Source organism: Bradyrhizobium sp. LA6.8 (genome assembly GCF_040547935.1).
Lineage (GTDB): Bacteria > Pseudomonadota > Alphaproteobacteria > Rhizobiales > Xanthobacteraceae > Bradyrhizobium > Bradyrhizobium barranii.
Genome location: NZ_JBEPQQ010000002.1, coordinates 706,265 through 722,992, shown reverse-complemented (window position 1 = coordinate 722,992; position 16,728 = coordinate 706,265). Strand labels below are relative to the sequence as shown.

The window sequence follows — 16,728 nt, the reverse complement described above, 5'->3', positions numbered from 1 at the left end:
CGCATCGCCCCGGAATGACAGTAACCTAAAGCTCCACCACCACGTAATCGCTCTCGACCTTCACCGGGATGGTCTCGGCGACATACGGGCCCTTCACCACGCTCGCACCCGGCTCGACATGCGCCGGATAGGCCTTCACGCGGAAGCGACGGGGGTCGCAATAGGACTGGCCGGTGCGGATGTCGAACTCCCAACCGTGCCAGGGGCAGCGGATGATCTCGCCGAGCTTGGTGTATTCGATCTCGCCGGGATCCTTTGATTGCGCGAGCCCGATCAGCGGGCCCTCGCACAGCGCCGCGCCCTGATGCGGGCAGCGGTTCATCAGGCCGAAATACTCGCCCTTGATGTTGAAGACCGCGATCGGCCGTCCGTCGATCTCCAGAAATTTTCGCGTGCCCGGCGGAAGCTCATCCACCGCCGCAATCACGTGCCGCGCCATCAAGCAATCCCATAGAGCTTGCGCGCATTGCCGAGATAGAACGCTTCGCGGTTGGCGTCGCTGACGCCCGCCGGCAGCACGCGCGACGGCTCGTCATAGTCCCAATGCGGATAGTCGGTCGCGAACAGCAGTCGGTCCCAGCCGATCCATTTGATGACGTCGAACAGATCCTCGCGCCGCTCCGGGTCCTCCATCGGCTGCGTGGTCCACCACACCTGCTCGCGGATATATTCCGACGGCGGCCGCTTCACATGCGGCACTTCGCTGCGCAGCCGGTGCCAGACCTTGTCGAGCCGCCAGGCGAGCGACGGGGCCCAGCCGAAGCCGGCCTCGATCATCACCATCTTCAGCTTCGGAAAGCGCTCGAACACACCTTCCAAGACAAGGCTCGCCAGCGCCGATTGCTGGCACTGCGAGTGGCCCACCATCTCCTCGATGTAGTAGGAAGGCCAGCCGGACGGCGTGATCGGATTGCCGCCGAAGCCGAAAGCGTGCACGCCGACGGGAAGCCCCGCCTCTTCCGCGGCCTGATAGATCGGCCAGTAACGGCGTTGACCGAGCGGCTCGACATTGCGGCTGAGCAGCAGCACCTGCACGAAATTCTTGTCGCCGGCGCGCTCGCGGATTTCGGCGGCGGCCGACAGGCCGTCCTCATTGCCGACGACAATGGACGCCTTCAGACGCTTGTCCTTGCTGGTCCATTTGTCGATCTGCCAGTCGTTGATCGCCGAGCACAGCGCCGCCGAGAGCTCGTGATTGCGGATGCCCTGCCCGGTGTTGAGCGGATTGAGCACGCCGAGTTCCACGTTGTTGGGATCGAGCAGCTGCTTCTGCATGAAGGGCAACGAAGAGCCCTGCGGTCCGCCTTCCGGCGGATAGGCATCGCGGCGCGATGCGTTGGGCTGGGCCTTCGGATAGGGCGGGCCTTCCATCATGCCCTGATAGGCATGGACGCCGTAGACTTCGAGATGATGCTGCCAGCGTTTCGCCAGATAAGGATAGAACTCGGTGCGGGTGGCGCGTGCCGGATGGATGTCGCAGTCCGCGATTGCGGTTTTGACGGTCAGTGGGGAAGCGGCTTCGGTGCTCTCGCGGAATTGGACGTTCATCGCCTTGCCTCCTTTGGCAGCGGGCTAAGTCAGGCGGGGATAGGTCGCATGCGGATTTTCGATCATGATTTTGCGCACGAGATCGGGGGTGAGGCCCTCGGGCAGCGCGTCCTGGCCGTCGAATTGCCAGTGCGGATAGTCCGTGGAGAATAGAACCAATTCGTCGGACTGCATATGATCAAACAGGCGAATTAATGTCTCAGGTTCCGGCGGCGCATCAAATGGCTGTAAAGAGAACCGGATGTTGCTGCGCACAATGTCGAGCGGCGCGCGATCGACCCATGGCGTCTCCATTCGCACCCCGCGCCAGAACTTGTGCAGGCGCCAGAGAAAAGGGGAGATCCAGGAGACGCCGGATTCGAGCATGACCATTTTCAGCCGCGGATATTTGGCGAACACGCCCTCGACGATCAGACTGGTGAGCTGGGTCTGGAACGCCTGGGCCTGACCGACATAATCCTCGATGTGATAGGAACCCCAGCCCACGGCAGTCGGCGGATTGTGATAGGCGGAACCGGCGTGAATCCCGACGGGCAGCTGGAGCCGTTCCGCCACCTCGTAGATCGGCCACAGCGCGCGCTTGCCGAGCGGCGTGTCGCCCATGACCAGCATCAGCACCTGCACGAAGCGGCGGTCCTGTGCGCAGCGCTCGATCTCGGCGACGGCTTTCTCGACACTTTGCGTGGGGATCACGATCGAACCACGCAGCCGTGAATCGCGATCGAGCCATTCCTTCACCAGCCACTCGTTCAACGCGCGGCAGAAGGCGGCCTGCAAATCTTCCGAAAACACCATCTGCACACCGTAGAGTGGATTGCAGATGGCGTGCTTAAGCTGGAAGGGGTCGAGCAGATGGCGCTGCATGTCCTCCAGGCTTGCGCCGGGCTTGCCGGTTTCCGGCCGCCAATCGGGACGCGCAACGATCGGCGAGTTCTGCGGATAGGATTGCGAGACAAGGTCGACCATGCCGCGCGTCGTCACCTGATCGCGCCAATAGTCATTCAGGTACGGCAGCAGGCTGGTCAGATGCGGCACGGCCGGATGCACGTCGCAATCCACCCCGCCGGCGATCAGGGACGCCATCACGTCTCCTTCACGTTTCCTCGTCACGTTTTGTCTTGTCCACCATTCAAGCAGGCCTGCCCGTCGCCCGCAACTCGGCCAAGGCCGCTGTCATATGCTAGGAAGGCACAGCTCCGTTGCGAGGACTGAGAGGTTAAAGGGATGAAAGAGCTCGTCGGCATTGCGGAACAGGTTGCGGCCCGACTAATCGCGCGCAAACAGACCATTGCAGTGGCTGAATCCTCGACCGGCGGCCTGATCTCGGCCAGCCTGCTCGCGGTGCCCGGCGCCTCCGCCTATTTCCTCGGCGGCGCCGTGGTCTACACCCGCGATGCCAGGCGTGTGCTGATGGATATTTCGGACGAAGGAATGAAGGGCTTTCGCTCCTCGTCGGAGCCTTATGCAAAGCTGCTGGCCGAACAGATGCGCAGCCGCTTCGGCTGCGACTGGGGCCTGTCCGAGACCGGCGCCGCTGGCCCCACCGGCAACCGCTACGGCGACGCCGCCGGGCACAGTTGCATGGCCGTCGCCGGCCCCGCGGCAGAGGTGATCACGCTGGAGACGGGCAACAACGACCGGTTTGCGAACATGCAGGTGTTTGCTACGACGGCGCTGAAGCTGTTGCTGAGGAAGCTGGAGGGGTGAACGCCCTCACATGGGAACCGCACGCGTTCCCGATCTCCAGCCGGACTGACCGTCGTGCAGGCGCATGAACGAGCGCGTCACCGCCCAGGCGCGATAGGAGCAATGATGCAATTGCCTGCGTTCGTCTTCGCTACCCTGCTCGTCCTTGGGATAACGCCGGCGCAAGCCGCCGGGGTCAGAAACTTCGACATTCCTGCCGGTCCGGCCGGACCGGCAATCCGATTGCTGGTCTGGACTCCGTGTGCAGAGCCACCTCGCGAGATGGATGCGCGTGGCGCCACCTTCTTCGCCGTGCCCGCATGTCCGGTCACCGGAGAAAAGCTTCCACTCATCGTGATGTCGCACGGCCGCCGAGGATGGTTCGGCGGTCACCATGACACGGCCGCGGCTTTGGCCGATGCCGGGTTCGTCGTGGCGGCGCTCAATCATCCCGGCGACACCATGCGTGACACCAGCCGCACCGACAGTCTTTCGGTTCTCGTCGAGCGCCCCACGGACATGAGCCGGCTGATCGACTATATGCTCGACGGGTGGCCGGACACATCCCGCATCGATCCTCAGCGCATCGGGCTCTACGGGTTTTCGTTTGGCGGCTACACCGGCCTTGTCGTCATCGGCGGCGATCCCGATCTGCGCAAGGGATTGCCGAATTGCGAGACGTCCAGCCTGAAGGCGTGCAAACAACTCGAAAGCGGCGAGCTTCCTGATCAGCCGACGACCCATGATAAGCGCGTCAAGGCCGCGGTCATCATCGATCCTTATCCGGTGTTCGTCTTCCCGGAGGAGAATCTGAAAGCAATAACAGTGCCGGTTCAATTGTGGAGTTCTGACCCCGCACAGAATGCCGATGGTCTATCCGGATGCTGTGCGGCAGCCATCAATCAAAGGCTTCCGATCAAGCCGGACTACCATTTCGTGGACAATGCCCGGCATTTTTCCTTCCTCGCGACCTGCACCCCAAAGGACGCCCGGGAGGCCCCCGCCGTCTGCACCGATGCGCCGGATTTCGATCGCGTCGATTTCCACCGACGGCTTCACGCAGATGTCGTTGCGTTCTTTCGCAAGCATTTCGCCGAAAGCGCCAAGCCGTGACGCGGCCCTCGGCCCGGCGCCGCGCCGGCCTAAGAGCAGGACAAGCCGTTGCCGGGCTCGCGGCAGAGCTTCGCGCGAACCTCTACGATATCGATATCGTACTTCCCGGCTCTCCGCTTGCGCGAGGCGGAGGCCGAGTCGGCACTGTCCATTGAAAGCAGATTGAGCTGCTTCTTGGTCGCCCCGCTGCACATCAGAGCAGCGTTGCCGCCGAGGTATCTCGACTGGGCGCCAAGCTCCTGCCGGGTGAGCTCCGCGAATGGCCCCAGACGCAATTGCGTTTCGACCGTTGCGATTTCAGCGTCGCTCGCCTGCGTCCGGGCAACACCCTTCATCCTGCGCTCGAAGCCGTTTGCGATCGCCGCCCCATGTGCCGCACCAAGATCCGCAACCTCTTGCGCTGCGTCCGTAAACTCACCGCGCTGGGAACCGGCCAACAGATAGGACTTGCAAGCCAACGGGTTGCTCGCGAGCTTCAGGAGGGTCGCCAGCTCCGCCCGGTCCAGGGCATTGATGTGCTCGTCGTCGGCATAGACTTCCATCTCGCTCGCCAGGATCATGTTGAGTGCACCATTGGCGGCGGGCCATCCGCCCTCGTTGAAGGCCTCTTCGGTCTCCCGAAGGAAGACCGCCCTGAGCGCGGGATCGCTGCGGGCAATCGACGCGGCCAAAGGGAAGCGCGCGATGTTCTGATCGAAATCGCGCGCAAACGCGCTCGGCCCGGAGAGGCTCGCATATGCCAGGTTTCCGGCCAGCAGGGCGACGACGACGAGCAGCAGGATTGATCTTCTGGTCATGTGAGAGTTTTGGTGTGGGTTACCGCGAGAGATCATCTCACGCCGGGTCACCGCCATCCATTGCAACTACAGGCTGCCCTTAATGAATCCTTTCGCAGCCGTGGCGAGTTGCAGGCATGCCCTGCTATCTTGCCAGATGCCGCATGAAGATCCGCACCACATATCCCTGGACCCGCGGCGCCTCGTCATAGATATCCGACGCGAGCCGCTCGATGGTCTCACGCAGGGATAGGAACTGCGCCTGGCGCGCGCTGCTCTCGGTGCCCTGCATGCCCGCGAGCTCGTCCATCGCGGCATCGCTGATCTGGCAATGCACGACCTCATCCTCACGCATCATCGTGAAGCGAAAGGCCAACCGTTCGAGGTCGTGGCCGATGATCCTGTCGCGCGACAGCGGCATCCAATTGTCCCGTTCGCGCCCCCGAACGGGACAATGCTGAAAATCTGGCGCTTTGTCACCATCCGCGCCAGGAGGCATCGCTGTCATGCGATGTTCATCAACAGCGAGCTTCCGTCGGTCGGCCCGGCTCCAACGTCAGTAGGCGAGCGCCGTGCCGGTCGGCTTGTCGAGTGCCGCGGCCAGCGATCGATACTCCTCACAATCCGTCCCGCAGATGGCAGCGATCCGGCTGAGATGATAGAGCGCCTGCTCGCGGTTACCCCGCTCGAGCTGCCACAATCCGTAATACTGCCACGTCAATACGTGGTTCGGATCTGCCTTCAACGCGCGCTCGTACCAGACCTGCGACTGCTCGTAGTCGCCGAGCTTGCGGTAGGAATAGCCGATGAGGTTGGCGACGTTCGGATGGTCGTCATGGCCGAGCGATTTTAGTTGCTCGATCGCGGTCGCATAGTCGTTTCGCTCGTAGATGGTGTCATAAGCCACGCGGTAGCCGGCCGCGAAGGCGGGATCGCCGATACTGGACTGGTTGTTCGGCTTCCGGCCTTTGTGTGTTGCCTTGGTGCCCCAGCGCTTCGGGTAGACGGGCTGCGGCTGCAGCCTCTGATCCGCGTAGGCTCCTGCATAGGGATCAGTGGAGCTGATGCCGCCCCCGCCACCACCACCGCCGCCGCCGGCGGCAAAGGCCGGCGAGCTCAACAGTATCGCCGCAAATGTACCGAGCGTGACGAGCCTGATCATCGCTGTGATCATGTCTGCCTCCTGTCCTGTTCAAGCGGCCCCGGACGACGTGATAACCCTGCGTCGGCCGCGATATTCCGGGACACTGTGCTCACAGAGACGTCAGCGTTCGTACGACAGTCACGTTGTCCTTTACTGGAACGCGACCTCGGCGAAGCTTCGCAGCTTTCGCGAATGCAGCCGTTCCGATTCCTGCTGCTTGAGCCGCTCCAGCGCCTTCAGGCCGATCTCGAGATGCTGGCCGACGCGGCGGCGGTAGAATTCGCTGGCCATGCCCGCGAGCTTGATCTCGCCATGCAGCGGCTTGTCGGAGACGCACAGCAGCGTGCCGTAGGGAACGCGGAAGCGGTAGCCGTTGGCGGCGATCGCGGCCGATTCCATGTCGAGCGCGACCGCGCGCGACTGCGACATGCGGCGGATCACCTCGGGCCCCGAGATCTCCCAGTTGCGGTTGTCGACGCTCGCGACGGTGCCCGTGCGCATCAGGCGCTTCAGCTCGAAACCCTCGAGCCCGGTGACGTCCTCGACCGCTTGTTCGAGCGCGACCTGCATCTCGGCCAGTGCCGGGATCGGCACCCAGAGCGGCAGCTCGCGGTCGAGCACATGGTCCTCGCGCACATAGCCGTGGGCGAGCACGTAGTCGCCGAGCCGCTGCGTGTTGCGCAGGCCTGCGCAATGGCCGAGCATCAGCCAGGCATGCGGGCGCAGCACTGCAACGTGGTCGGTGACGTTGCGCGCGTTCGACGGGCCGGTGCCGATGTTGATCAGGGTGATGCCGCGATAGCCAGGCGCAACCAGATGGAAAGCCGGCATCTGCGGCGCGCGGGCAGGCGCCACCCCGCTCGTTGCGCCGCCGCTGCCCGTGATCACATTGCCGGGCGCGACGAAGGCTTCGAGGCCAGCTTCGCCGGACTGCAGCCGCTGCTGGCATAGCTGCGCGAAGGCATCCACATAGAACTGGTAGTTGGTGAAGATCACGAAATTCTGGAAATGCTCCGGATCAGTGCCGGTGTAGTGATAGAGCCGCCGCAGCGAATAATCGACACGGGCAGCCCGGAACAGGGACAGCGGCTCGGGCGCGCCCGGCTGAAGCTCGAAGGTGCCGTCGGCGATCGAATCGTCCATGGTGGCGAGATCAGGCACGTCGAACGCGTCGCGCAGCGATCGCGTCACAAGGGAATTCTCGCTGGTGGTGATTGCGGCTTCGATATTGATGTCGCGGCGATAGGCGAAGTGGATCGGGATCGACTCGGCGGATTCGCCGATCTCGACGGGAACGCCGTGGTTCTGGATCAACAATCCGATCTGCTCGGTGAGATAGGCGCGGAACAGATCCGGCCGCGTGACGCTGGTCTCGTGCACGCCGGGCCCGGCGACGAAGCCGTAGGCAAGACGCGAGTCCAGCCGCGCATACGTCGCGGTGGTGACGCGGACGAAGGGATAATAGGCCCGCACCCGCGTCGTGATCGCCTCGCCGTTGACATAGGCCTCGAACCGGTCGCGCAGGAATTTCGTGTTGCGCTCGTAGATTTCCTCGAGGCGGGCGACGGCGAGGACGGCGTCGGTGAAGGATTTGGTGGCGATGGAGGGTGGGGACTGCATTGTTCGACCGCCGGGTTGCTGGGCTTGAGTCGAACTATAGCAAAGAACGATGGCAATCGTCAGCGAAGGGCGGTTTGCGGACCACACGCTCCACTGTCATGCCCCGGCTTGACCGGGGCATCCAGTACGCCGCGGCGTCCCGGTTCGATCACAGCCGCCTCTGGAATACTGGATCGCCCGGTCAAGCCGGGCGATGACAGCGAGTGTGCGGCGCGCTCCGGGATGACGCGCTTTCGTGCGTCACTTCTCGCGGAAGGCCCGCATCAGCTGGTCGTGCAGCGGCTTCATCAGATAGGACAGCATGGTGCGGTCGCCGGTCTGGACGAAGGCTTCCGCCGGCATGCCGGGGATCAGCTTGGAGTCGCCGAGCTTGGCGACCTCTTCCGGGGACATCGACACGCGGATGGTGTAGTAGCTCTGGCCGGTGCGCTGGTCGGTGGTGACGTCGGGCGATACGCGGCTGACGACGCCGTTGAGCTCGGGCGTGGTGCGCTGGTTGAACGCGGACAGGCGCAGCAGCGTCTTCTGGCCGATCTGGAGCTTGTCGATATCGACAGGGTTGACCTTGGCCTCGACCTGGAGATCGTCCGCCTGCGGCACGATCAGCATGAGGGCATCGCCGGCGGTGACGACGCCGCCGACGGTATGCACGGTCGATTGCAGCACCATGCCGTCCTGCGGCGCGCGGATGTCGACACGGCGAAGCTGGTCTTCGGCGGCGACCTTGCGCTCGATCATTTCACCGATCTTGTCGTTGGTCTCGCGCAGATCCTTGGAGACCTCGCTCACCATGTCCTTGTCGACCTGGATGATCTGGAGCTCGGTCTCGGTGATCTTGCCCTTGGCCTGCGCGCGCGAGGCGATGTATTGCGCGCGCTCGCCGTTGAGGCGGGCGCTGTCGCGTTCCAGCGTGGTCAGGCGAGAGATCTGCACCAGGTGCTTCTCATAGAGATCGCGGACACCGACCAGCTCCTGCTGCACCAGGACGATCTCCCTGTCCTTGGCCTTTTCCTGGGCGGACAGTCCTTCGATCTCCTCATTGAGCTGCTGGACACGCTCGCGGAGCTGCGCCTTCTGGCCGGCGCGGCCATTGACGCGGACGTCGAACAGCTTGGTTTCGGCGGAGAGCAGCGTCTTGACGTCGGACTCGTTGGTGCGATCGAGCAGCGGTTGCGGAAACTCGATCTTGTCGAGCGCGCGCTGCTCGGCCTGGAGCCGCGACGCGCGCGCCAGCGCGGCGTCGAGATTCTTGGTGACGATGGCGAGGTTCGCCTTGGTGACGGTGTCGTCGAGCCGCACCACGATATCGCCGGCCTTGACCACGTCGCCGTCGCGGGCGCGCAGCTCGCCGACCACGCCGCCGGTCGGATGCTGCACCTTCTTGACGTTGGATTCGACCACGACCTGGCCCGGCGCGATAAGGGCCCCCGAGATCTGCACCGTCGAGGCCCAGCCGCCGAGGCCGACGACGAGGGCCACCACGATGGCGAGCCCGAGCATCAGGTGAAACCTGATGGAATCCCGCACGGTCCTCTTCGCGGCGGGCTTTCCGCCGCCGATAGCCATCGTGCTCATGACTTGGGCACTCCGCCTTCGCTGACGATCTTGATCGGTGCCGGCGGCGTCACGCGCGGCTGAAGCACCTGGGCAAGCACCTGCTCCTTCGGCCCGAACGCCTGCATACGGCCGTCGCGCAGCACCAGGATCTGGTCGACCGCCTCGACGCCGATCGGGCGATGCGCCACCACGATGACGATGGCGCCGCGCTCGCGCGCGCTGCGGATCGCGCGGGTCAGCGCCTCGTCGCCTTCGGTGTCGAGATTGGAATTGGGCTCGTCGAGCACGATCAGGAACGGGCTGCCGTAGAGCGCACGCGCCAGCGCCACGCGCTGCGCCTGGCCCGCGGAGAGCGCGGTGCCCTGCTCGCCGACCTGCGTGTTGTAGCCCTCGCGCATCTTGATGATCATCTCGTGCACGCCGGCTTCCTTCGCCGCGGAAATGATGCCGTCAGAGGTGGCCTCGGGATCGAAACGGCTGATGTTCTGCGCGATGGTGCCGCCGAACAATTCGACGTCCTGCGGCAGATAGCCGATGTGGCGGCCGAGCATGTCGGAGGCCCACTGGTCGAGCGCCGCGCCGTCGAGCCGCACCTTGCCACGGACCGGATGCCAGACGCCGACCAGCGCGCGGATCAGCGACGATTTGCCGGAGCCGCTCGGCCCGATCACGCCGAGGCCATTGCCGGCGGTGAGCGCGAAGCTGACGTCCTGCACGATGAGGCGCTGATCGCCCGGCGGCACCATGGCGATGCCCTCGACCGACAGACGACTGGTGGGCGCCTGCAACTGGGTCGGCATCGTCTGCGGCGGCATCTGCTCCAGCAGGCGCGTGAGGCGCTGCCAGCTCTGACGTGCCGCGACAAAGGATTTCCAGTGCGCGATGGCGAGATCGACCGGCGCGAGCGCGCGGGCGGAGAGGATCGAGCCGGCGATGATGATGCCGGCGGTCGCTTCCTGGTGGATGACGAGATAGGCGCCGACCGCGAGCACGGCCGATTGCAGCATCATGCGCAGCACCTTTGCGACCGCGCCGAGACCGCCGGCGACGTCGCTCGCACGCTGATTGCCGTCGAGGTATTTTTCGTTGGCCTCGCCCCAGCGCTGGTTCATCCGGCCGGTCATGCCCATCGAGACCATGACTTCGGCGTTGCGCCGGCTGGAGGCGGCGAGATCGTTGCGCTGGGCGGCGAGGCCCATCGCGTCCTTCGCCGGCTGGCGGGACATGAATTCGGTGACCAGCGTCAGCCCGACCAGGATGATGGCGCCGACCAGAGCGGTGAGGCCGATCATGACGTGGAAGGCGAAGCAGATGGCGAGATAGAGCGGCAGCCAGGGCAGGTCGAAGAACGCGCTCGGGCCCATGCCGCCGAGGAAGGAGCGGACATTGTCGAGGTCGCGCAGCGGCTGCAGGCCCTCGTTGCGGCTGCCGACCAGGAGCGGCAGGCGCACGACGGTGTCGAACACGCGCTTGTTGAGGGCTTCATCGAGCGCCGTGCCGACCCGCCCCAGGATCCGGTTTCGGATCATGTCGAGCATGCCCTGCGCCATATAGAGGAAGCTGGCGATGATGATCAGGCCGACGAGAGTCGGAACGCTGCGGCTCGGCAGAACCCGGTCGTAGACCTCCAGCATGAAGATCGACCCAGTCAGATAGAGCAGGTTGATCATGCAGCTCATCAAGCCGACGCCGACGAACGCCGTGCGACAAGCACGCAAGGCGTCACCGAGCTCTGAACGGCGGACGCCGGGTACGGCTGCCATCAGTCTGATCTCTTTCGGGTAAGGGGCAACGCCCCTGATTTCCTAGGTCGTTCAGGGGTACGCGACCCGGATTAACATCGTATTCCCCCGCGACGAACGCGGTCGAATTAATCCAGGTCCCTGATAGGCCACCTCTACCCCTGACGGCCTCGCACGCAAGTCCGGTATTTCACAGTCTTTGCGGCTTTTTATAGCAGACATCGCGGCCTCTCCCCAGCGGGGGAGAGGCGAAAGTTCTGGCTCACCGAGCCAATGTGACGCTAGAGCCGGCCGCCGCCGCGCACCAGCCGCACCACCAGGAGCAGGATGATGGCGCCGATGGCGGAATAGATGATCTCGGACACGAGGCCGGTGCCGAGATGGATGCCGAGCTTCGGGAACAGGAAGCTTGCGACAAACGCGCCGGCGATGCCGATCACGATGTCGCCAATGATGCCAAACCCGCTGCCGCGCACCACCTTGCCGGCGAGCCAGCCGGCGACGAGGCCGACGAACAGGATGACGATGAGGCCTTGGCCAGAAATGTACATAAGTTGAAGTCCCTCTCCATGAACGGGGGCATGGAACCGGAACCGGGATGAATGGGGTCTGAATGGTCGGTTCGGATAAAAATGTCGAAAACAACCCCATGCACAGTAGGAGTGCAGTTGGCCGGTGGTGCGAGGTGAACTGTGACAAGTCGGTGTTGTCGTAGAGGGATTCTGAAGAAGTGCGCGATTGGAGGTGGGGGCGCGCGGCACTCACTTTCCACCCAGCGAAGTGAGGGAGGCGCCGCTCTCTCATTCCCTCCCCCCTTGCGGGGGAGGGGCAGGGAGAGGGGTAGCCACGGGCGAGGTCTGAGTTTGTGGCTACCCCTCTCGCCCGCCCTCCCCCGCAAGGGGGGAGGGAGCGAAGTTGCGCGCGGGGCCACACCTCAGCTCGCATCGGCAGGGTTAAATCGACACCACGCTCGCTTCGAAGAGAACCGTTGGTGCTACGTCGCTCCCACCGGCTCCGCCAGCACGCATCTCGCCGCCCGGCTCGGCCCCACATCCACATTCGCAGGCAATTGCTCCAGACACCGCGGCTGAGCGACCGCACAACGGGAGGCAAAGGAGCAGTTGTTCGGCTTTTCGGCCAGCGAGGGCGGGGTGCCGGGGATCGTCTCCAGCCGGGCGCCGCGCTTGGCGCCGTGGATGGTGGAGGCGAGCAGGCCCTTGGCGTAGGGGTGCACCGGCGTGCGGACGATGTCGCGGAGCGTCCCCTGCTCCACGATCTGGCCGGCATACATCACCGCGACCCGGTCGCAGATCTCGATCGCAACACCAATGTCGTGGGTGACGAAGATGACGGACATGCCGAACTCGCGCTGAAGCTCGCGCAGCAACAGCAGGATCTGGATCTGCACGGTGGCATCGAGCGCGGTGGTCGGCTCGTCCGCCAGCAAAATCTTGGGACGGCAGGCGAGCGCAAGGGCAATCATCGCGCGCTGGCGCATGCCGCCGGACATCTCGTGCGGATAGGCATCGAGCCTGCGCTTTGCGGAGGGAATGCGCACGACCTCGAGCATTTCGAGCGCCCTCGCCCGCCCTTCCGCAAAACTCTTGCCTTCGTGACGCACGACGCTTTCGGCGATCTGCGCGCCGATGGTGTAGACCGGATCGAGCGCGAGCGCGGGCTCCTGAAAGATCATCGACACGGTCTGGCCGCGGAACGACGACAGCTCCTCGTCGTTCATGGCGAGCACGTCGCGGCCCATGACGTTGACCTTGCCCGTGATCTGCGTGCGCTTCTTCGGCAGCAGCCGCATCAGCGCACGCAGGGTCACGCTCTTGCCGGAACCGGACTCGCCGAGCAGGCCCAGCACCTCGCCGTCACCGAGCGAGAGACTGAGATCGTTCACGGCATAGACCGTGCGCTCCCCGGTGAAGCGGATGTTGAGGCCTGAGATCTCGACGAGCTTTGTCATGACGGCAGTTTCGGCAACCCATCGTGATAGTCGGTGACGCGCTGGAAGGCGGCGCCGATGGTGAGCAGGGTCGCTTCATCGAAGGAGCGGCCGATCAGCTGCATGCCGACCGGCAGGCCGCTTTTGGTGAAGCCGGAGGGAACGGTGAGCGACGGCAGGCCGAGAAAATTCACCGGGCGGGTGAACAGCGTCAGCCGCTGCACCATGGCCGGCGCGTTCGGGCCCCCGCCGACATCGCTCTCCTCGATCGTCGGCGCGGGCACGGGCGATGCCGGCGCGATGATCGCATCCACGCCAGCGGTGGCCGCATTGTGCGCAGCGAGCGCCGGACCACGCCAGCGCATGGCTTCGAGATAAGTGATGGCGGGAACGGCGAGACCGTTCTGAAGCCGCATCAGGACCTGCGGGCCATAGTCCTGCGGACGCTCGATCATCCAGCGCTTGTGGAAGGCGGCCGCTTCGGCCGCGAGCACGAGCTGGCTTGCCGCAGACAATTGCCGCTGGTCCGGCAGCTCGACCGTGACGACGTCGGCGCCCTCCCGCTTGAGCACCGCGATGGTCTCGTCCAGCACGCGCGCGACCTCGCCGTCGAGATCGTCGACATAGAAGGACGCGGGCACGCCGATTTTCAGGCCCTTGAGCGAACCCTTGGTGGCGCCGACATAGTCGGACAGCGGCTCGTGGCTACAGGTCGAATCCGCTGGATCGGGACCGGCCATCAGCGCCAGCAGCAGCGCGCAATCTTCCGCGGTGCGGGCGAGCGGTCCGACGGTATCGAGCGATTGCGACAGCGGCATCGCACCGGCCCGGCTGACGCGGCCGACGGTGGTCTTCAGACCGGTGACGCCGCAGAAATGCGCGGGCATGCGGATCGAACCGCCGGTGTCCGAGCCGAGCGCCGCAAAAGTCAGGCGCGCCGCGACCGACGAGCCGGAGCCGGAGGACGAGCCACCGGTGATGTGCGCGACGTTCCAGGGATTGCGGACCGGGCCATAATGGGCGTTGTGGCCGGTCGGTCCATAGGCGAATTCGGCCAGATGCAGTGTGCCGAGGCGGACCTGGCCGGCATCCTTCAACCGCTGCAAGGCAGTCGACGTGACGGTCGGTACGAAATCACGGCGGATCAGCGAGCCGCAGGTCGAGACGTGGCCTGCGTCGTAATACATGTCCTTGTGCGCGAGCGGCACGCCGTGCAGCGGACCGCGGACACTGCCCTTGGCGAGCGCGGCATCGGCGGCATCGGCAGCCTTCAACGCGGACTCGGCTTCAACCGACATGAAGGCGTTGAGATGCGGCTGCCACTGTGCGATGCGGTGCAGCAGCGCGCGCGTCACCTCATGCGAGGACACCTGCTTCATCGCGATCGCGCGCGCGACCTCGGTGAGCGTCATCAATGCAGGCTCACGGCTCATTTCGACACCTTCTGCGTCTGCGCGATCGGATAGAGCGCGGGCTCGAGATCGAACGGCAGCGTGCCGGCGATGACCGCAAAGCCTTCGAAGGCCGGTCCGATGGAATTGGAGATACGCGTCGCGATCTCGTCATCGACAGGAACGCCCGCGACTTGCGCGATCGGCTTGATCTCTTTGGGTGTCGGTCTTGTCATGCTGTTTCCTCTGCGGGCGCGCGGCTATGGCCTGAACCCGGAATCGCCATGTAGCACGCGGCCTCGTGGCCCATTCTATCGAGCGCGGTGAGCTTTGGTGCTGCATTTGCGCAGAGCGGCTCCGCAAACGCGCAGCGGGTGTGGAAGCGGCAACCCGGCGGCGGGTCGATCGGATTGGGCGGATCGCCGGTGATCGGCGGTTTTTCGGTGCGACGATCCGGGTCCGAGGACGGCATCGCGGCAAGCAGTGCGCGCGTATAGGGATGCGCAGGGTTATCCCAGACCTGGTCGACCGGGCCGAGTTCGACGACCTCGCCGAGATACATCACCAGCACGCGATCGCTGATGTAGCGGACCACGTTGAGGTCGTGGCTGATGAAGAGATAGGTCAGGCCGAACTCGCGCTTGAGATCGGCGAGCAAATTGAGCACCTGCGCCTCGACGGACTTGTCGAGCGCCGAAACGGCTTCGTCCAAAATCACCAGTCGCGGCGACAGCGCCAGCGCACGCGCGATGTTGACGCGCTGGCGCTGGCCGCCGGAGATCTCGTGCGGATAGCGGTTGGCGAAGTTTTCCGGCCGCAAGCCGACCTTGCCGAGCAGCTCGCGCGCGAGCGCACGGGCCGTTCCATCGGCCATGCCGTGCACTTTCGGGCCGAACGCGATCGATTCCTCGATCGTCAGGCGCGGATTGAGCGAGGCATAGGAATCCTGGAACACCATCTGCATGCCGCGGCGCAGCTCGCGTAACGACAGCGCCTGGCCGACGGTCATGCCGTCATAGATGATGTCCCCGGTATCGCGCGGCATCAGATGCATCAGCAGCCGCGCAGTGGTCGACTTGCCGCAGCCGGATTCGCCGACGATGCCAACAGTCTCACCCTTCGCGACCGAGAAGGAGACGTTGTCGACCGCGCGCACGGTGCGTTTCGCGGCGAACAATCCGCCACGAACCGGGAAATGCTTGGTCAGGCCGTTGACCTGGAGCAGCGGCTGCGCGACGCCGCCAACGTCCTCGACCGGCTCCAGCATTTCGACGGATGTGTTGCTCTCGCTCATGGCCTAGTTCCTGATGTCCATGGCGCTGCGCAGGCCGTCCGAGAGCAGGTTGAAGCAGATCGAGACCGCGAAGATCATCGCGCCCGGCAATGCCGCGACCCAGGGATTGACGTAGATCGCGGTGCGCAAGGTGTTCAGCATCAGTCCCCATTCCGGCTCCGGCGGTTTTGTACCGAGGCCGAGGAAGGAAAGACCGGCGGCCAAAATCATCGAAACCGAAATGAGACTGGTCGCATAGACGAAGATCGCGCCCAAGACGTTGCCGAGGATGTGCACGCGCATGATGGTGAAGGGCCCCGCGCCGGAGGCGCGCGCCGCTTCGACGAAATCCATGTTGCGCACGCCGGTGGTCACGCTTTCGGCAACACGTGTGATCTGCGGCACGAACACAACGGTCAGGGACACGATGGAATTGAGGATGCCGGCCCCGAGCGCGCCGGAGATCGCAATCGCCAGCAACACGGAGGGGAAGGCGTAGAACACGTCGATCGTGCGCATGATCGCGGTGTTGAGCTTGCCGCCGACATAGCCGGCGACGAGACCGAGCGACGTGCCGATGCAGAACGCAAGGATGACAGGCAAAATGCCGATGACCAGCGACAGCCGCCCGCCATAGATCAGCCGCGCCAGCATGTCGCGGCCGAGCTCGTCGGTTCCGAGCGGGTAGCCTGCCGTGCCGATGTGGCGGAGGCGGCGGATCATCGAACCCTTGTAGGGATCTTCAAGCCCGAGCCACGGCGCGAGCACCGCGGACAGGAAGATCAGCAACAGCACCAGCGCGCAGGCCATGCTGACCTTGTCGCGGGCGATGCGGCGGCCGACGGTCGCCCAATAGCCGCGCGCCTTGGTCGCGGGCGCGGCCTGGAGCGCGGCGTCGACGGTGGCGGACAACGGAAGCTCGCTCATCGG

Annotated in this window: 17 protein-coding genes; 2 read left to right on the top strand and 15 right to left on the bottom strand. The window is 64.7% G+C overall.

Annotated elements, in window-relative coordinates:
- Positions 1 to 25 precede the first annotated feature (25 nt).
- Genes ABIA90_RS10465 through ABIA90_RS10455 form a run of 3 tightly spaced genes read right to left on the bottom strand, consistent with a single transcriptional unit; the run spans position 26 to position 2,631 of the window.
- The gene (locus tag ABIA90_RS10465; protein ID WP_028149261.1) at positions 26 to 439 is read right to left on the bottom strand and encodes a Rieske (2Fe-2S) protein; all 414 of its coding nucleotides are present in this window, start codon (positions 437 to 439) and stop codon (positions 26 to 28) included.
- Complete coding sequence (locus ABIA90_RS10460; protein ID WP_354118754.1) at positions 439 to 1,548, bottom strand: amidohydrolase family protein; 1,110 nt, start codon at positions 1,546 to 1,548, stop codon at positions 439 to 441. Before ABIA90_RS10460 ends, ABIA90_RS10465 begins: the two co-directional genes overlap by 1 nt.
- Positions 1,549 to 1,572: 24 nt before the next feature.
- On the bottom strand, positions 1,573 to 2,631 hold the full coding sequence (locus tag ABIA90_RS10455) for an amidohydrolase family protein (RefSeq protein ID WP_354118753.1): 1,059 nt from the start codon (positions 2,629 to 2,631) through the stop codon (positions 1,573 to 1,575).
- 141 nt (positions 2,632 to 2,772) lie between these two features.
- Between ABIA90_RS10455 and ABIA90_RS10450 the strand changes: the two genes are divergently transcribed.
- Positions 2,773 to 3,255: a CinA family protein gene (locus ABIA90_RS10450; protein WP_354118752.1), complete on the top strand. Its 483-nt coding sequence runs from the start codon at positions 2,773 to 2,775 to the stop codon at positions 3,253 to 3,255.
- A 54-nt stretch (positions 3,256 to 3,309) separates the two neighbouring features.
- Positions 3,310 to 4,347 carry an alpha/beta hydrolase family protein gene (locus tag ABIA90_RS10445; protein WP_354118751.1) on the top strand — a complete coding sequence of 346 codons (1,038 nt, stop codon included), beginning with the start codon at positions 3,310 to 3,312 and terminating at the stop codon, positions 4,345 to 4,347.
- 29 nt (positions 4,348 to 4,376) lie between these two features.
- Here the strand turns inward: ABIA90_RS10445 and ABIA90_RS10440 are convergent, their stop codons facing one another.
- The 12 genes from ABIA90_RS10440 to ABIA90_RS10385 all read right to left on the bottom strand — a co-directional run bounded on the left by ABIA90_RS10440 (position 4,377) and on the right by ABIA90_RS10385 (position 16,725).
- Positions 4,377 to 5,201 carry a hypothetical protein gene (locus ABIA90_RS10440; RefSeq protein ID WP_354118750.1) on the bottom strand — a complete coding sequence of 275 codons (825 nt, stop codon included), beginning with the start codon at positions 5,199 to 5,201 and terminating at the stop codon, positions 4,377 to 4,379.
- Between the two features lie 67 nt (positions 5,202 to 5,268).
- Positions 5,269 to 5,544, bottom strand: a complete 276-nt coding sequence (locus ABIA90_RS10435; protein ID WP_063980827.1) for a DUF1488 family protein — start codon at positions 5,542 to 5,544, stop codon at positions 5,269 to 5,271.
- Positions 5,545 to 5,679: 135 nt separating this feature from the next.
- On the bottom strand, positions 5,680 to 6,297 hold the full coding sequence (locus tag ABIA90_RS10430; RefSeq protein WP_354118749.1) for a tetratricopeptide repeat protein: 618 nt from the start codon (positions 6,295 to 6,297) through the stop codon (positions 5,680 to 5,682).
- 120 nt (positions 6,298 to 6,417) lie between these two features.
- Entirely contained in the window at positions 6,418 to 7,887 is a 1,470-nt protein-coding gene (locus ABIA90_RS10425) for an AMP nucleosidase (RefSeq protein ID WP_167768239.1), read from the bottom strand.
- 240 nt (positions 7,888 to 8,127) lie between these two features.
- Positions 8,128 to 9,462 (bottom strand): HlyD family type I secretion periplasmic adaptor subunit, encoded by a 1,335-nt coding sequence (locus ABIA90_RS10420; RefSeq protein WP_354118748.1) that lies wholly within the window; start codon positions 9,460 to 9,462, stop codon positions 8,128 to 8,130.
- Positions 9,459 to 11,207, bottom strand: coding sequence for a type I secretion system permease/ATPase (locus ABIA90_RS10415; RefSeq protein ID WP_071916843.1), 1,749 nt, complete (start codon positions 11,205 to 11,207; stop codon positions 9,459 to 9,461). The genes ABIA90_RS10420 and ABIA90_RS10415 overlap by 4 nt, the downstream gene beginning before the upstream one ends.
- A 260-nt stretch (positions 11,208 to 11,467) precedes the next feature.
- Positions 11,468 to 11,737, bottom strand: a complete 270-nt coding sequence (locus ABIA90_RS10410) for a GlsB/YeaQ/YmgE family stress response membrane protein (protein WP_063980822.1) — start codon at positions 11,735 to 11,737, stop codon at positions 11,468 to 11,470.
- 443 nt (positions 11,738 to 12,180) lie between these two features.
- Positions 12,181 to 13,155 (bottom strand): ABC transporter ATP-binding protein, encoded by a 975-nt coding sequence (locus ABIA90_RS10405; protein ID WP_354118747.1) that lies wholly within the window; start codon positions 13,153 to 13,155, stop codon positions 12,181 to 12,183.
- Entirely contained in the window at positions 13,152 to 14,567 is a 1,416-nt protein-coding gene (locus ABIA90_RS10400) for an amidase (protein WP_354118746.1), read from the bottom strand. The genes ABIA90_RS10405 and ABIA90_RS10400 overlap by 4 nt, the downstream gene beginning before the upstream one ends.
- Complete coding sequence (locus ABIA90_RS10395; protein ID WP_208089046.1) at positions 14,564 to 14,761, bottom strand: hypothetical protein; 198 nt, start codon at positions 14,759 to 14,761, stop codon at positions 14,564 to 14,566. The genes ABIA90_RS10400 and ABIA90_RS10395 overlap by 4 nt, the downstream gene beginning before the upstream one ends.
- Positions 14,758 to 15,819, bottom strand: a complete 1,062-nt coding sequence (locus tag ABIA90_RS10390; RefSeq protein ID WP_085403446.1) for an ABC transporter ATP-binding protein — start codon at positions 15,817 to 15,819, stop codon at positions 14,758 to 14,760. Before ABIA90_RS10390 ends, ABIA90_RS10395 begins: the two co-directional genes overlap by 4 nt.
- A 3-nt stretch (positions 15,820 to 15,822) precedes the next feature.
- Positions 15,823 to 16,725 carry an ABC transporter permease gene (locus ABIA90_RS10385; RefSeq protein WP_354118745.1) on the bottom strand — a complete coding sequence of 301 codons (903 nt, stop codon included), beginning with the start codon at positions 16,723 to 16,725 and terminating at the stop codon, positions 15,823 to 15,825.
- Positions 16,726 to 16,728 lie beyond the last annotated feature (3 nt).

Coding starts and splice junctions, on each gene's coding strand:
- ABIA90_RS10465 (WP_028149261.1), bottom strand. CDS start 439: ATGGCGCGGCACGTGATTGCGGCGGTGGATGAGCTTCCGCCGGGCACG.
- ABIA90_RS10460 (WP_354118754.1), bottom strand. CDS start 1,548: ATGAACGTCCAATTCCGCGAGAGCACCGAAGCCGCTTCCCCACTGACC.
- ABIA90_RS10455 (WP_354118753.1), bottom strand. CDS start 2,631: ATGGCGTCCCTGATCGCCGGCGGGGTGGATTGCGACGTGCATCCGGCC.
- ABIA90_RS10450 (WP_354118752.1), top strand. CDS start 2,773: ATGAAAGAGCTCGTCGGCATTGCGGAACAGGTTGCGGCCCGACTAATC.
- ABIA90_RS10440 (WP_354118750.1), bottom strand. CDS start 5,201: ATGGCGGTGACCCGGCGTGAGATGATCTCTCGCGGTAACCCACACCAA.
- ABIA90_RS10435 (WP_063980827.1), bottom strand. CDS start 5,544: ATGCCGCTGTCGCGCGACAGGATCATCGGCCACGACCTCGAACGGTTG.
- ABIA90_RS10430 (WP_354118749.1), bottom strand. CDS start 6,297: ATGATCACAGCGATGATCAGGCTCGTCACGCTCGGTACATTTGCGGCG.
- ABIA90_RS10425 (WP_167768239.1), bottom strand. CDS start 7,887: ATGCAGTCCCCACCCTCCATCGCCACCAAATCCTTCACCGACGCCGTC.
- ABIA90_RS10420 (WP_354118748.1), bottom strand. CDS start 9,462: ATGAGCACGATGGCTATCGGCGGCGGAAAGCCCGCCGCGAAGAGGACC.
- ABIA90_RS10415 (WP_071916843.1), bottom strand. CDS start 11,207: ATGGCAGCCGTACCCGGCGTCCGCCGTTCAGAGCTCGGTGACGCCTTG.
- ABIA90_RS10410 (WP_063980822.1), bottom strand. CDS start 11,737: ATGTACATTTCTGGCCAAGGCCTCATCGTCATCCTGTTCGTCGGCCTC.
- ABIA90_RS10405 (WP_354118747.1), bottom strand. CDS start 13,155: ATGACAAAGCTCGTCGAGATCTCAGGCCTCAACATCCGCTTCACCGGG.
- ABIA90_RS10400 (WP_354118746.1), bottom strand. CDS start 14,567: ATGAGCCGTGAGCCTGCATTGATGACGCTCACCGAGGTCGCGCGCGCG.
- ABIA90_RS10395 (WP_208089046.1), bottom strand. CDS start 14,761: ATGACAAGACCGACACCCAAAGAGATCAAGCCGATCGCGCAAGTCGCG.
- ABIA90_RS10390 (WP_085403446.1), bottom strand. CDS start 15,819: ATGAGCGAGAGCAACACATCCGTCGAAATGCTGGAGCCGGTCGAGGAC.
- ABIA90_RS10385 (WP_354118745.1), bottom strand. CDS start 16,725: ATGAGCGAGCTTCCGTTGTCCGCCACCGTCGACGCCGCGCTCCAGGCC.